This is a genomic window from Microbacterium paraoxydans (assembly GCF_900105335.1).
Taxonomy (GTDB): Bacteria; Actinomycetota; Actinomycetes; order Actinomycetales; family Microbacteriaceae; genus Microbacterium; species Microbacterium paraoxydans.
Map to the genome: position 1 here is coordinate 3,314,192 of NZ_LT629770.1, position 14,537 is coordinate 3,328,728.

General features: G+C 71.6%; 11 protein-coding genes. 8 read left to right on the plus strand and 3 right to left on the minus strand.

What is annotated here, in order from left to right; translation table 11 throughout:
• Nucleotides 1-10: 10 nt before the first annotated feature.
• Nucleotides 11-3,688, minus strand: coding sequence for a multifunctional oxoglutarate decarboxylase/oxoglutarate dehydrogenase thiamine pyrophosphate-binding subunit/dihydrolipoyllysine-residue succinyltransferase subunit (locus BLU02_RS16115; protein WP_060923229.1), 3,678 nt, complete (start codon nucleotides 3,686-3,688; stop codon nucleotides 11-13).
• Between the two features lie 161 nt (nucleotides 3,689-3,849).
• Between BLU02_RS16115 and guaB1 the strand changes: the two genes are divergently transcribed.
• From guaB1 to BLU02_RS16130, 3 genes are all read left to right on the plus strand, one after another.
• A complete protein-coding gene (gene guaB1 / locus BLU02_RS16120) occupies nucleotides 3,850-5,304 on the plus strand; it encodes a GMP reductase (RefSeq protein ID WP_060923228.1) in 1,455 nt (484 codons plus the stop codon).
• Nucleotides 5,305-5,417: 113 nt separating this feature from the next.
• The gene (locus BLU02_RS16125; RefSeq protein ID WP_060923227.1) at nucleotides 5,418-6,737 is read left to right on the plus strand and encodes a hemolysin family protein; all 1,320 of its coding nucleotides are present in this window, start codon (nucleotides 5,418-5,420) and stop codon (nucleotides 6,735-6,737) included.
• On the plus strand, nucleotides 6,734-7,795 hold the full coding sequence (locus BLU02_RS16130; protein WP_025103069.1) for a hemolysin family protein: 1,062 nt from the start codon (nucleotides 6,734-6,736) through the stop codon (nucleotides 7,793-7,795). Before BLU02_RS16125 ends, BLU02_RS16130 begins: the two co-directional genes overlap by 4 nt.
• Nucleotides 7,796-7,854: 59 nt before the next feature.
• Here BLU02_RS16130 and BLU02_RS16135 read toward each other — a convergent pair whose 3' ends face one another.
• Nucleotides 7,855-8,922 carry an NADH:flavin oxidoreductase/NADH oxidase gene (locus BLU02_RS16135; RefSeq protein WP_083371055.1) on the minus strand — a complete coding sequence of 356 codons (1,068 nt, stop codon included), beginning with the start codon at nucleotides 8,920-8,922 and terminating at the stop codon, nucleotides 7,855-7,857.
• Between the two features lie 56 nt (nucleotides 8,923-8,978).
• On the opposite strand from BLU02_RS16135, the gene BLU02_RS16140 reads away from it, so the two are divergent.
• From BLU02_RS16140 to BLU02_RS16160, 5 genes are read left to right on the plus strand one after another with little or no spacing between them, the layout of a single operon-like run.
• A complete protein-coding gene (locus BLU02_RS16140; RefSeq protein WP_083371056.1) occupies nucleotides 8,979-9,806 on the plus strand; it encodes an NAD(P)H-hydrate dehydratase in 828 nt (275 codons plus the stop codon).
• A complete protein-coding gene (locus BLU02_RS16145) occupies nucleotides 9,803-11,041 on the plus strand; it encodes a DUF2029 domain-containing protein (RefSeq protein ID WP_060923550.1) in 1,239 nt (412 codons plus the stop codon). Before BLU02_RS16140 ends, BLU02_RS16145 begins: the two co-directional genes overlap by 4 nt.
• Nucleotides 11,042-11,045: 4 nt before the next feature.
• A complete protein-coding gene (locus BLU02_RS16150) occupies nucleotides 11,046-11,378 on the plus strand; it encodes a thiamine-binding protein (RefSeq protein WP_060923549.1) in 333 nt (110 codons plus the stop codon).
• A 9-nt stretch (nucleotides 11,379-11,387) separates the two neighbouring features.
• On the plus strand, nucleotides 11,388-12,617 hold the full coding sequence (locus BLU02_RS16155; protein WP_025103074.1) for an MFS transporter: 1,230 nt from the start codon (nucleotides 11,388-11,390) through the stop codon (nucleotides 12,615-12,617).
• Nucleotides 12,618-12,626: 9 nt separating this feature from the next.
• Entirely contained in the window at nucleotides 12,627-13,232 is a 606-nt protein-coding gene (locus BLU02_RS16160) for an NUDIX domain-containing protein (RefSeq protein WP_060923548.1), read from the plus strand.
• Between the two features lie 6 nt (nucleotides 13,233-13,238).
• Here BLU02_RS16160 and metX read toward each other — a convergent pair whose 3' ends face one another.
• Nucleotides 13,239-14,444 (minus strand): homoserine O-acetyltransferase MetX, encoded by a 1,206-nt coding sequence (gene metX / locus BLU02_RS16165; RefSeq protein ID WP_083371057.1) that lies wholly within the window; start codon nucleotides 14,442-14,444, stop codon nucleotides 13,239-13,241.
• Between the last annotated feature and the right edge of the window lie 93 nt (nucleotides 14,445-14,537).

Consider the following 14,537-nt stretch of genomic DNA (forward strand, 5'->3'; position numbering starts at 1 on the left):
AGAGAGGCGGTCAGCCCAGGGTGACCGCCGCGCGGATGAGCGCGGCCTGCTCGGTCGCGTGCACCTTGGACGAGCCCGTCGCCGGCGAGGCCGACGCCGGACGCGAGACCGGGCGGAAGGAGCGGTCGCCGGGGACGTCGGCGAAGGCCAGAGCGAGGAACGGCCAGGCGCCCTGGTTCTCCGGCTCCTCCTGCACCCACACGAGCTCGGCGTTCGGGTACGAGTCGGTGATCTTCTTCAGCGCGTCGATGGGCGTCGGGTAGAGCTGCTCCAGACGCACCAGGGCGATCTCCGGGTTCGGGTTCTTCTCCAGCTCGGCGCGGAGGTCCCAATGCACCTTGCCGCTGTGCACGAGCACGCGCTTCACGGCGGAACGGTCGAGACCCCGGTCGTCGTCGAGGACCGGCTCGAAGCGGCCCCCGGTGAACGCCTCCACCGGGCTCGTCGCGCCGCGCAGGCGCAGCATCGCCTTCGGCGTGAACACGATCAGCGGCTTGCGCGGACGGGCGTAGGCCTGACGGCGCAGCAGGTGGAAGTGCGACGCCGGGGTCGACGGGCGCGCCACGATCATGTTGTCCTGCGCGCACAGCTGCAGGAACCGCTCGATGCGTGCGGAGGAGTGGTCCGGTCCCTGGCCCTCGTAGCCGTGGGGGAGCAGGAGCGTGACGCTGGACTGCTGACCCCACTTCTGCTCCGCGGCGGAGATGTACTCGTCGATGACCGACTGGGCGCCGTTGACGAAGTCGCCGAACTGCGCCTCCCACAGCACCAGGGCCTCGGGAGCCTCCACGGAGTAGCCGTACTCGAAGCCGAGCGCGGCGTACTCGCTGAGCAGGGAGTCGTAGACGAAGAAGCGGCCCTGCGCGTCGGACAGGTTCGACAGCGGCAGCCACTCCTGGCCGTTCGCACGGTCGTGGAGCGCGGCGTGCCGCTGCACGAAGGTCCCGCGTCGCGAGTCCTGGCCGGCGAGGCGCACCGGGGTGCCCTCGACCAGGAGCGAGCCGAAGGCGAGCAGCTCGCCGAAGCCCCAGTCGATGTTCCCGTTGCGGCTCATGTCGAGGCGCTTCTCCAGCAGCTGCTGGATCTTCGGGTGCACCGTGAAGCCCTCGGGCTTGTTCACGAACGCGTCGCCGATGAGGCGGATGACCTCGGCCGGCACACCGGTGACCTCGGGGGCTCCGACCTGGTCCTCGACCTGCGGGGCCTCCTCCGGGGCGATCGGGGTCGTGCCGGTCTCGGCGGCGTGCGTCTCGGCGAAGGCGATCTCCAGACGGTTCTGGAAGTCGGCCTTGGCCTCGTCGTACTCCTCCTCGGTGATGTCGCCGCGACCGACGAGGGATTCCGTGTAGAGGCGGCGGACGGAGCGCTTCGCCTGGATGAGGTCGGTCATCAGCGGCTGCGTCATCGAGGGGTCGTCGCCCTCGTTGTGCCCGCGTCGGCGGTAGCAGACGAGGTCGATCACGACGTCGCGATGGAAGCGCTCGCGGTACTCGAACGCGAGCTGCGCGACGTGGATGACGGCCTCGGGGTCGTCGCCGTTCACGTGGAAGACCGGCGCCTGGATCGTCTTGGCGACGTCGGTGGCGTAGACCGAGGTGCGGGCGTCGCTCGGCGTCGTGGTGAAGCCGACCTGGTTGTTGACGACCACGTGGATCGTTCCGCCCGTGCGGTAGCCGCGCAGCTGCGACATCTGCAGGGTCTCGACGACGACGCCCTGGCCGGCGAAGGCCGCGTCGCCGTGGACGAGGATGGGCAGCCAGGCGAAGGTGCCGATGGGCTTGCGGTCCTGCTTGGCGCGGACGATGCCCTCCAGCACGCCGTCGACCGTCTCCAGGTGGGAGGGGTTGGCGGCGAGGTACACGGGCAGCGCGGAGCCGTCGTCGGCGACGAACGTGCCCTCGGTACCCAGGTGGTACTTCACGTCGCCCGAGCCGCGCTGGTTGCCGGGCGTCTGCGTGCCTTCGAACTCGCGGAAGACCTGGCCGTACGTCTTGCCGGCGATGTTGGTGAGCACGTTCAGGCGGCCGCGGTGGGCCATGCCGATCGCGGCGCCCTCCAGCCCGGCCGTGGCCGCGCCCTGGAGGATCTCGTCGAGGAGCGGGATCAGCGACTCGCCGCCCTCGAGCGAGAAGCGCTTCTGGCCGACGAACTTCGTCTGCAGGAAGGTCTCGAAGGCCTCGGCCTCGTTGAGCTTGCGCAGCACGCGCAGCTGCTCGTCGTGGCCGGGCTTCTGGTACTTGACCTCGACCTTCTCCTGGAACCAGCGGCGCTGCTCCGGGTCCTGGATGTGCATGTACTCGATGCCGAGAGTGCGGCAGTACGAGTCGCGCAGCACCCCGAGGATGTCGCGGAGCTTGGCGACGCGGCGCCCGCCGAACCCGCCGGTGACGAACTCGCGGTCGAGGTCCCAGAACGTCAGGCCGTGGCTCTCGATCTCCAGGTCCGGGTGCGAACGCTGACGGTACTCGAGCGGGTCGATGTCGGCCATGAGGTGGCCGCGCACACGGAAGGAGTTGATGAGCTCCTGCACGCGGGACTGCTTGTCCACGCGCTCGGCGAGGTCGACCGCGATGTCCGGGTTCCAGCGGATCGGCGCGTACGGGATGCGCAGCGCCGCGAAGATGTCGTCGTAGAAGCCGCGCTGGCCGATCAGCAGCTCGTGCACCTTCTTCAGGAACTCGCCGGATCCGGCGCCCTGGATGACGCGGTGGTCGTACGTGCTCGTGAGGGTGATGGTCTTGCCGATCGCCAGCTCGTTGAGCGTCTTGTCGCTCGCGCCCTGGAACTCCGCGGGGTACTCGAGAGCACCGGCGCCGATGATGCAGCCCTGGCCCTTCATGAGACGCGGGACCGAGTGCACAGTGCCGATGCCGCCCGGGTTGGTGAGCGAGACCGTCGTGCCCTGGAAGTCGGCGGCGGTGAGCTTGTTGGCGCGGGCGCGGGTGACGAGATCCTCATAGGCGGCGAGGTACTCGGTGAAGGTCATGGTGTCGGCACGCTTGATGCTCGGGACCATGAGAGCGCGGGTGCCGTCCGGCTTGGGCAGGTCGATCGCGATGCCGAGGTTGACGTGCGCCGGGGCCACGACGGAGGGCTTGCCATCGATCTCGGCGTAGAAGACGTTCTGGCTGCGGAACTCGTCGAGGGTGCGGATGAGGGCCCAGCCGATGAGGTGGGTGAAGCTGACCTTGCCGCCGCGGGTGCGGGCCATGTGGTTGTTGATGACGATGCGGTTGTCGATCATCAGCTTGGCCGGGACCGTGCGGACGCTCGTCGCGGTGGGGACGGTGAGCGATTCGTCCATGTTCGCGGCGAGGGTCTTCGGCAGACCGCGCAGCGGGGTGACCTTGTCCTCCTCGGAGGGCGGCTGCGTCTCCTTGGACTCCTGCTTCGGCTTCGGCGCCTGGGCGGGGATCGGCGCGGCGGCCGCCGGCTTCGCCGTGGTGCGGGCGACGGGCTGTGCACCGATCACGGGGATGGGAGCGGTCACGGGGTGCGCCGGGGCCGCGGTCGCGGCGGGAGCGCCTCCGGCTGCGGTGGTCTCGGAGTGGTACTTCTCCAGAATGGGCCACCACTCCTTGTCGACCGAGTCGCGGTTCTCCTTGAACTGCTCGTAGAGCTCTTCGACGAGCCAGGAATTGGCTCCGAACCCCCCGTCGCCACCGACGCCGGTCACCTGGTTCGACACGCTCTATCGCCCTCTTTCATCGCTGAAGATCTCCGATGCGGACGCACGACGCAGGATGCGCTCGGGCCCGCACACTCTCGACCACCAAGCCTAACCTGTTTCGACCGCAGAGACGTCGAAGAGACCGACCCGTGCCGCGCCGATCTGGGTACCGTGGAGACATGGAGTTCTCAGGTGCGCAGCCGACCGTCGATCTGACCTACTCGGACGTCTTCCTGGTGCCGCGCCGTTCGGCCGTCACCAGTCGCCTCCAGGTCGATCTCGCTCCGCACGACGGCACCCCGGCGACGCTGCCGCTCGTCGCCGCGAACATGAACTCGGTGACCGGGCCGCGGATCGCCGCCGTGCTCGCTCGCCGCGGGGCGCTGGGCGTGCTGCCGCAGGACCTCCCGCTCCAGGAGCTCGACGCCGCGATCCGCGACGTGAAGGGGCAGCCGGTGCTCTGGGACACGCCGCTCGTGCTGCCCCCGGAGGCGACCGTCGCCGACGCCCTCCGCCTGCTCCCCGCCGCCCCCGGCCACGGGATCGTCGTCGCCTCCGGTGCGGCACCGATCCCCGTCGACCGCATCGTCGGCGTGCTCCCGGCCACCCGTCTCGCGACCGCGCTGCCCGACGCGCAGCTCGGCGACCTCGTGCACCGGGGGACGCCGTCGATCGACGCGGACGACATCGGCTCCGAACGGCACGCTTTCGACGTCATCACCGAGGCGGACGTCGAAGTGGTCACGGTCATCCACCACGGCCACCTCGTCGGGACGCTGAGCGCCCGCAGCGCCCTCCGCGCCACGCTGTACCGGCCGGCCGTGGACGCCGACGGGCGCCTCGCCGTCGCCGCGGCGGTCGGCATCAACGGCGACGTCGGGGCGAAAGCGAAGGCGCTCGCGGCGGCCGGGGTGGACGTGCTCGTCGTCGACACCGCGCACGGCCACCAGGAGGGCATGCTCCGGGCGCTGCAGGAGGTCGCGTCCCTCGGGCTCGGGCTCCCCATCGTCGCGGGGAACATCGTCACCGCGGACGGCGTGCGGGATCTCGTCGACGCGGGCGCCTCGATCCTCAAGGTCGGCGTCGGGCCGGGGGCGATGTGCACGACACGGATGATGACGGCGGTCGGTCGTCCCCAGTTCTCCGCGGTGCTGGAGACCGCGCAGGCCGCCGCGGAGGCCGGAGCCCATGTCTGGGCCGACGGCGGGGTGCGCTACCCCCGCGACGTCGCCCTCGCGCTCGCGGCCGGTGCCGCCTCCGTCATGGTCGGCTCCTGGTTCGCCGGGACGATCGAGGCCCCGGGCGAGCTCCAGCGCGACACGGACGGTCGTCTGTTCAAGGAGTCGTGGGGGATGGCCTCGACCAAGGCCGTGCAGGCGCGGTTCGGTCGGCTCGACGCCTACGAGCGGGCGCGCAAGGAGCTGTTCGCCGAGGGCATCTCCTCCTCCAAGATCTACCTCGACCCGCTGCGCCCGGGAGTCGAGGACCTGCTCGACATGATCACATCGGGCGTGCGGTCGTCCTTCACCTACGCCGGGGCCGCGACCGTGCCCGAGTTCCACGAGCGCGCCGTCGTCGGATTGCAGTCGGCGGCCGGCTACGAGGAGGGCAAGGCGCTGCCGGTCAGCTGGTGATCACCTGCCGCGACCACAGTCCGCTTCTGTAGAATCGAGCGCACTATGGACGACCCTCCCAGTTGCCGAACATCGCCCCACCGTCCCGTTCTCTCCCCGGAGAGGAAGATCTGATGGACTACATCATGTTGGGCGTGGGGCTTCTGCTCACGGTCGGCACCGGCCTCTTCGTCGCGAGCGAGTTCGCCCTCGTGAACCTCGACCGCGCGGATCTGGAAGCGCGGCAGGCGCGAGGCGAGTCCCGCCTCTCCCTGACGATCAGCGCCCTGCGGCACACCTCGACGCATCTCTCCTCCGCGCAACTCGGCATCACGCTGACCACGCTGCTGACCGGATACACGATGGAGCCGGCGCTGTCGAACCTCCTGCGTCCCACGCTGGTCGCCTGGAACATCCCGGAAGCCGCCGTCGCTCCCATCGCGACCGTGGTGGCGATGTTCGTCGCGACGGTGCTCTCGATGATCCTCGGCGAGCTCGTCCCGAAGAACTTCGCGCTGGCGCTGCCCCTGGCCACGGCGAAGCTCGTCGTGCCCTTCCAGATCGCCTTCACGACGGTGTTCAAGCCGGCGGTGGTCGTGCTGAACGGCAGCGCCAACGGGGTGCTGCGCAGCATGGGCATCGAGCCCAAGGAGGAGCTCTCCGGCGCGCGCAGCGCGGAGGAGCTGTCGTCGCTCGTGCGACGGTCGGCGAGCGCCGGAGTGCTGGAGGCCGACACCGCCACGCTGCTGGACCGCACGCTCACGTTCTCGCGGCTCACCGCGGCCGACGTCATGACGGCGCGCCCGAGCATGCACGCGATCGCCGCCGGCGACTCCGTGGACGACGTGATCCAACTCGCCCGGCGCACCGGCCACAGCCGCTTCCCGGTGTTCGACGAGGACCTCGACGACATCACCGGCGTCGTGCACCTCAAGGCCGCCATCTCGGTGCCGCGGGAACGTCGCGCCGAGGTGCCCGTCGGGGCCCTCGCGACCGACCCGCTCCGCGTGCCGGAGACCGCCCATGTCGACGCGCTCATCTCCGACCTCCGCGGTCGCGGCTACCAGCTCGCGGTCGTCGTCGACGAGTACGGCGGGACGGCGGGCATCGTGACGCTGGAGGACCTCGTGGAGGAGCTCGTCGGCGAGGTGTCCGACGAGCACGACCGGACGAGGGCCGGCATCATCCGCAACCGCGACGGGGTGACCTTCCCCGGCGAGCTGCGCCCGGACGAGCTGCGCAGCCGTGCGGGCGTCGAGGTGCCGGAGGGTGATGTCTACGACACGGTCGGCGGCTACGTCATGAGCGTCCTCGAGCGGGTGCCCGTCGTCGGGGACGAGGTGCCCCTGGAGAGCGGCACGCTGCAGGTCGTCCGCATGGACGGCCGCCGGGTGGATCGGGTGCGCTACGTCCCGAGACCGGATGCCGTCATCATCGAGGGGGTGTCCCTGTGAGCGATTGGGGAGGCCTCGCCTGGCTCGTCGTCCTGCTGGCGGCGAACGCGTTCTTCGTCGGCGCCGAGTTCGCGGTGATCTCCGCGCGGCGCTCGCAGATCGAGCCGAAGGCCGAGCGTGGCTCGCGCCCGGCCAAGACGGCGCTGTACGCCATGGAGCACGCGACGCTCATGCTCGCGACCTCGCAGCTCGGCATCACGATCTGCTCGCTGCTCATCCTGAACGTCTCCGAGCCCGCCATCCACCACCTGCTCGCCGTGCCGCTGCACGCGCTGGGCTGGTCGGACGGCGCGGTGGACGTCGTGTCGTTCACGATCGCACTGCTCATCGTGTCGTTCCTGCACGTCGTGTTCGGCGAGATGGTGCCGAAGAACCTCGCGTTCTCGATTCCGGACCGGGCCGTGCTGCTGCTGGCGACGCCGCTGGTGTGGGTGTCGAAGGTGTTCATGCCGGTGATCTGGCTGCTGAACGCGGCGGCGAACGGCGTGCTGCGCCTCTTCCGGGTGGAGCCGAAGAACGAGGCGGCGTCGACGTTCACACTCGACGAGGTGGCGACCATCGTCAACCAGTCGCGCCGTGAGGGCGTGCTCATGGACACCGCCGGTACGGTGACGGCCGCGGTGGAGTTCACCGACAAGAAGGCGCGCGACGTGGCCGTTCCGCTGAGCGACCTCGTCACGCTGCCGCAGACGACCACGCCCGACGACATCGAGAAGGCGGTGGCCCGCTACGGGTTCTCGCGCTACGTGATCGTCGACGACGAGGACGTCCCGATCGGCTACGTCCACCTCAAGGACATCCTGCGGGCCTCGGAGGGCCCGGATGCCGAGGCCAAGGTGCTCGAGCCGATCCCCGGCAAGCGCATCCACCACATGGTGCCCGTGCAGGAGGACACCGATCTGGAGGACGCCCTCGCCGTCATGCGCCGGGCCGGTCGCCACCTCGCCAAGGTCCGCGACGCCCGGGGGGAGACCACCGCCGTGCTGTTCCTGGAGGACATCCTCGAGGAGCTCGTCGGCGAGGTGCAGGACGCGACCCGTCGCGTCCGCGGCCACTGACATCCGGAGACGCGAAGGCCGCCGGCTCCCTCGGGGACCGGCGGCCTTCGTCGTGGGTGTCAGCGCCAGTGCGCGCGTTCGTACTGCGGCGGCCAGGCGACCGTATCGCCCAGCTCGTGCGCGGCCCGGAGCGCGAAGTGCGGGTCGCGCAGCCACTCCCGTCCGGCGAAGATCGCGTCGGCCGCCCCGTCGGCGAGCACCTGCTCGGCCTGGGCGGCGGCGGTGATGAGGCCCACGGCCGACACCGGGATCCGCCCGCCCTGGCGGACCGTCTCGGCCAGCGGGACCTGGTAGCCGGGGGAGACGCTGATGCGCTGGTGCGCGACGAGGCCGCCGCTGGAGACGTCGATGAGGTCGGCGCCGCGCGCGGTAGCCCAGCCGCCGACCGTCGCGGCCTCCTCGGGCGTGAACCCGCCCTCTGCGTGATCCGTCGCCGAGATGCGGACGAACAGCGGCACGTCGTCGCCGGCCGCCTCGCGCACCGCGTCCACGACGCGCAGCAGCAGCCGGGCCCGGTTCTCCAGCGAGCCGCCGTACTCGTCCTCGCGGAGGTTCGACAGCGGCGACAGGAACTGGTGCAGGAGGTAGCCGTGGGCTCCGTGGATCTCGATGACGTCGAAGCCCGCCTCGAGCGCCCGACGGGTCGCCGCGGCGAACCCGTCGACCACGCGGTCGATGCCGTCCGCGTCCAGCGCGACCGGCGCGGCGAACCCCTCGTAGGCGACCGCGGACGGGGCGGTTGTCGTCCATCCGCCCGCGGCGGTGGGGACCGAGCCGCGCTCGTCGGCCCAGGGCCACCAGGTCGAGGCCTTCCGCCCGGCGTGCGCGAGCTGGATGCCCGCGGCGGCCCCGCGGTCGTGGATCGCGCGGACGATCGGGGCGAGGGCGTCGCGCTGCGCGTCGTCCCACAGCCCGAGGTCGCGAGGGGAGATGCGCCCCTCCGGCACGACGGCCGTGGCCTCGGCCACGATGAGCCCGGCGCCGCCCGAGGCGAACTGCGCGAGGTGGGTGTGGTGCCACTCCTGCGCCACGCCGTCGACGGCGCTGTACATGCACATGGGGGAGACCCAGAGGCGGTTGCGGAACGTGGTGGACCGGATGGTCAGCGGGGAGAAGAGAAGACTCACCGTTCGACGGTACCGCCGACGAGGACGGGACAGGGCCGTCGGGCTAACGTGGAGTCATGAGCGACGTGCGCGAGTGGTCCCGCAGCGACGCGGCGCGGTTCTTCCGCGCGCCGACCGCCGAGGATGACAAGTACTCGCGGGGCGTCGTGGGCATCCGCACCGGATCCGCCGCCTACCCCGGCGCCGCGGTGCTGGGCGTCGAGGCCGCCTGGCGCACCGGTGCCGGATTCGTCCGCTACGTCGGCGCGCCGTCGGCGGTGGCGGCGGTGCTCGCCCGACGCCCGGAGACCGTCGGCGGGCCGGATGCCGGACGCACGCGGATCGGCGCCTGGGTGATCGGCTCCGGGACCGATCCGGACGACCGGAGCGTGGCGGAGGCGCAGGCGCTGCGGGATATCGTCGGCGGCGACGTCCCCGTGGTCATCGACGCCGGAGCGCTCGATCTGGCGCCGAGCGCCCGCGCCCCGTTCGTCGCCACGCCGCACGGCCGGGAGTTCGCGCGGCTGCGCGAGCATGTCCGCATCGAGGCGTCCGACGACCTCGTAGACGTCCGCGACGTGTCCGCCGCGATCGACGGCGTGGTGCTGCGCAAGGGCGCACGCACCGTCCTCGCCGCACCTGACGGCACGCTCATCGCCGTCGAAGCGGGGACCGGCTGGCTCGCGACGGCCGGGACGGGGGACGTGCTGGCGGGGATCGTCGCCGCCGTGATCGCCGCGAATCCGGACAGCCCGCTCGTCGAGTCCGCCGCGGCGGCCGTCTGGCTGCACGGGCACGCCGCCCGCCTCGCCGCTGCGGCGACCGCGGGCGAGAGCGGTCATCCGATCGTGGCGCTCGACGTCGCGGAGGCGCTGCCCCGCGCGGTCGCGGACCTCCTGTCGTGAGGACCACGGTCCGGGGGAGCCTGGTCGCGCTGTGGATCGCCTTCCTCCTCGTCCACCTCCTGACCGCAGGGCTGGGCTGGGTCTACCCGAGCCAGCCCATGGGGGACGTCGTGCTGGTCTACGAGCCCTGGGCGACGGCGGCGTGGAGCGGCGGGGAGATCGTGGGCGTCACGGAGTCCTGGGTGTATCCGCAGCTCGCGCTCCTGCCGATGATGCTCGCGGCCGTGCTCGCCGCCCCGTTCCTCCCGCTGCTCGGCGTCTCGGGCGCCTACCTCATCGGGTGGGCGCTGCTGGTCACGGTGCTCGACGCCGTCGCCTTCGCCGTGCTCGTCGGGCGCGGACACGTGCGGGCGCGGCGCACCGCCGCATGGTTCTGGTGCGCGGCGCTGCTGCTCCTCGGACCCATCGCGCTGTACCGCATCGATGCCGTCACCGTGCCGATCGCCGTCGTGGCCGGCCTCTGGCTGGTGACCCGCCCGACCATCGCCGCGGCGCTGCTGACCATCGGCGCCTGGATCAAGATCTGGCCCGGTGCGCTGCTCCTCGCGGCGGTCGTGGCCGCGAGGGCGCGGCTGCGGATGCTCCTGGCCGCCGCGGGCGTCACGGCCGGTGTGGTGGTGGTGCTCCTGCTGCTCGGCGCTGACACCGAGATCCTCGGCTTCCTCACCGCGCAGACCGGCCGGGGACTCCAGATCGAGGCGGTCGCCGCGACCCCGTTCCTCTGGATGGCCGTGACAGGGGCCGCCCGCATCGAGTACAGCTACGACATCCTCACCTTCCAGATCGTCGCGCCGGGCGCGGAGGCCCTCGCGACGATCCTCACCCCGCTCCTGGTGCTCGCCGCCGCCGTCGTCACCGTCGTCGGTGGGGTCAAGGCCGCCCGCGGCGCGTCGTTCGCGCGACTCTTCCCGCCGCTGGCCCTGCTCCTGGTGACGGTGCTCATCGCCCTGAACAAGGTCGGCTCGCCGCAGTTCCAGACCTGGTTGCTCGCACCGGTGATCCTGTGGCTCGTGCTCGACCGCCGCCGGGCGCGCACCGCCGCCGCCCTCGTGCTCGCGCTGTGCCTCCTCACGTGTCTCGTGTATCCGCTGAGCTATGACGGGCTGCTGCGTGCCGAAGCCGCCCCGGTCCTGCTGCTCACGATGCGCAACGCCCTGCTCGTCGTCCTCGCCGCCGTGAGCGCCGTCGCGCTCGCGCGGGTCCCCGCCGTCCGTCGTCCCCGAACCCAGGAGTGAACCCATGCTGATCGCCTTCTCCGTCGCCCCCAGCGGCACGCCCGCCGACGGCGCCGAGCGCCCCGATGCGTCCGTGCACGACGCCGTGGCCGCCGCGGTGCGCGTCGTCCGCGCGTCGGGGCTTCCGCACCGCACGACGAGCATGTTCACCGAGATCGAGGGGCCCGACTGGGACACCGTGATGGACGTGGTCAAGCGGGCGACCGAGGCGGTCCTGCCGTACGGATCGCGGGTGTCCCTCGTCCTCAAGGCGGACATCCGCCCCGGGTACACGGGAGAGCTCGACGCCAAGGTCGAGCGTCTGGAGGCGGCGATCGAGGAGTCCGACGACCGGTAAGCTGAACCGGTGAATCCCTCGACACCTTCGAGGGGTGCGGCGAAGTGGGCGCTCCTCTCCCTCGCCATCGGCAGTTTCGGCATCGGCATGACCGAGTTCGTCGTCATGGGGCTGCTGCCGAACATCGCCGCCGACCTCCTCCCGTCCGTCTGGGCGTCGAGCCAGGAGGAGGCGCTGAGCCAGGCCGGCTGGTTGATCTCGCTGTACGCACTCGGCGTGGTCATCGGCGCCCCGACCATCGCCGGCTTCGTCGCCCGCTATCCGCGGCATCGGGTGATGATCGTGCTCGCCCTCGCGCTGACCGTCTTCAACGCGCTCACCGTGGTGCTGCCGACGTTCGAGCTCGTCGGGGTCTCGCGCTTCCTCGCCGGGCTCCCGCACGGCGCCTACTTCGGCATCGGCGCGCTGGTCGCCGCCGATGTGATGGGGCCGGGCAACCGTGCCAAGGGCGTCGCGTTCATCCTCACCGGGCTCACGGTCGCCAATGTCGTCGGCGTGCCGCTGGGCACCTTCCTCGGCCAGGAGTGGGGCTGGCGCGCGGCCTTCGCGGTCGTCGCGCTCGTCTTCGCGCTCGCCACCGTCTTCATCGCGCTGTTCGTGCCCGCGCACCCGGGGAACCCCGGACGCACGATGCGGGCGGAGCTCGGGGTGTTCCGCATCGGTCAGGTCTGGTTCACGCTCGGCGTCGGGGCGATCGGCTTCGGCGGGTTCTTCGCCGTCTACAGCTACATCGCCCCGCTCGTTACGGAGGTGGCCGGATCGCCGGACTGGGTCGTGCCGATCGTGCTCGTGCTGATGGGGCTCGGCATGACGGGCGGGAACCTCGTCGGCGGTCATCTCGCGGACATCGACCTCCGCCGGACGCTGCTGCTGGGCCTCGCCGCGATGGCCGTCGTGTTCGCTCTCCTCGCGGTGCTCTCGTTCTGGATCGTGAGCCTGAGCCTCGTCGTCGTCCTCGTCGGTTTCGTCTCCTCCGTGCTCAGCCCGACGATCCAGACGCGGTTGATGGACGTGGCCGGCGACAACCAGTCCATCGCGGCGGCCATGAACCACTCCGCTCTGAACATCGGCAACAGCCTCGGTGCCTTCCTCGGGGGCATCGTGATCGCGATCGGCTGGGGCTTCACGGCACCGGCGTGGACCGGGGCGGTGCTCGCGGTGGCCGGACTCCTCATCGCTCTGGTGTCGTACCGCGTGGAGGCACGGCGGGTCGCGCAGACGCCGGTCCTCGCGTCGTAGAGTGACGGGGTGACCGCTCCCGACGACGACCTCCCGCTCGCCGGAACCGTCGTGCTGCTGCGCCCGAGCCCCGGTGGCTTCGAGGTGCTGCTGCTGCGCCGTCCGTCGCGGGGCTCCTTCGCGGACGCCTGGGTGTTCCCCGGGGGGAAGGTCGAGCCGGAGGATCGGCGGGCGGGCGCGGCGGAGATCGACGACGCACGCCGGGCCGCCGCCCGGGAGACCGCGGAGGAGGTCGGACTCGTCGTCGACGACCTGGTGCCTCTGTCGGAGTGGCACCCGCCCGCGGAGGCACCCGTGCGGATCCGCACCTGGTTCTTCCTCGCCCTCGCCCCGGATGCCGAGCCGTCACCGGCGGCCGACGAGGTCGTCGAGCTCGCCTGGGTGTCACCGGACACGGCCTTCGAGCGGCACGCGACGGGGGAATGGCGCCTCTTCCCGCCCACCTGGGTCACGCTGCACCGGCTCTCCGCCTTCACCGACGTCGAGGCCGCGCTGGCGTCCGGCGGAGCGGTCGAGCTGTTCCAGACGGAGGTGCGCGACGGGGGCGGGGCGTTCGGCTGGGCGCAGGGGACCCTCCACGCCCACACCCTGCCGTGGCGGTTCGACCCGGCCTGACGCGGTTCAGGCGTCGAGCAGGCGCCGCAGGTGCGTGCCGACGGCCTCGGTCTCGATGAGGAACCCGTCGTGGCCGAAGTCGCTCGTGAGCACCACCGCCTCGCCGTCGAGCACGTTCCGGATGCTCCGGGCGATCCGCTGCTGACCGTCGACGGGGAAGAGGCGGTCGCTGTCGATGCCGAGGACGAGGGTCGTCGCGGCCACCGCCTTCAGGGCCTCCTCCACGCCGCCGCGGCCGCGGCCGACGTCGTGCGAGTTCATGGCCTCGACGAGGGTGATGTAGCTGTTGGCGTCGAAGCGGCGCGTGAACTTGTTCCCGTGGAAGTCGAGGTAGGACTCGACGGCGAAGCGTCCGCCGTGACCGAGCGGCGACACGTCCGACTGCCAGGAGCGCTGGAACCGCTGGTTGAGCTCGATCGGGCTGCGGTAGTTCAGCAGCGCCATGCGGCGGGCGAGGGCCAGGCCGCGGTGCGGGCCGTCGCCGTCCGCGAGGTCGTAGTACTCGCCGCCCTGGAACCGCGGGTCCATGCGGATGGTCTCGAGCTGCACGGTGTTGAGCGCGATCTGGTCGGCCGTGGTGACCGGGGGCGAGGAGAGCACGGCGAGGCGCTGCACCCGGTCGGGCTGCGAAACCGCCCATTCCAGGGCATGCATGCCACCCATCGAGCCGCCGATCACCGCTGCCCAGGTGTCGATGCCCAGTGCGTCGGCCAGGCGCACCTGCGCCGCCACCTGGTCGCGGATCGTCAGGTACGGGAAGCGCGACGCCCACTCGTAGCCGTCCGGCGCGATGCTCGCGGGGCCGGTCGATCCCTGGCAGCCGCCGAGCATGTTCGGCGCGATCACGAACCACTCGTCGGTGTCGAGCGGCGCACCGGGGCCGACGACGTCCTCCCACCAGCCGGCGGTCGGGTGGCCGGCACCGGCGTCTCCGCGCACGTGGCTGTCCCCGGTGAGGGCATGCAGGACGAGCACGGCGTTGTCGCGTGCGGCGTTGAGCTCCCCCCAGCTCTCGTACGCGAGGCGGATGCCGGGGAGCTGGGCTCCGCTCTCCGTATCGAAGGCGCCGAACGCGGCGAACCGGCGGCCGCCGACGGGGTCGCCGTCGCGCCAGGCGCCGGTGGCCGGTGGCCGGGCACGGAGCAGCCGGACGTCGGCCTCCGTCACCGGTGCCGACGGCACCGTGTCCTCGGAGGTCGTCTGCCAGTCCATGTCTCCATTCTCGCCTGGCCGGTCGGTCCCGGCCCGCAGGTTACGACACCGGGAACGACGAAGGCCCCGGACCGTGCGGTCCGGGGCCTTCGC

Excerpts from the sequence above, each read along its gene's own strand:
- BLU02_RS16150 (WP_060923549.1), top strand. The coding sequence starts at position 11,046 with ATGCTGATCGCCTTCTCCGTCGCCCCCAGCGGCACGCCCGCCGACGGC.
- guaB1 (WP_060923228.1), top strand. The coding sequence starts at position 3,850 with ATGGAGTTCTCAGGTGCGCAGCCGACCGTCGATCTGACCTACTCGGAC.
- metX (WP_083371057.1), bottom strand. The coding sequence starts at position 14,444 with ATGGACTGGCAGACGACCTCCGAGGACACGGTGCCGTCGGCACCGGTG.
- BLU02_RS16140 (WP_083371056.1), top strand. The coding sequence starts at position 8,979 with ATGAGCGACGTGCGCGAGTGGTCCCGCAGCGACGCGGCGCGGTTCTTC.
- BLU02_RS16125 (WP_060923227.1), top strand. The coding sequence starts at position 5,418 with ATGGACTACATCATGTTGGGCGTGGGGCTTCTGCTCACGGTCGGCACC.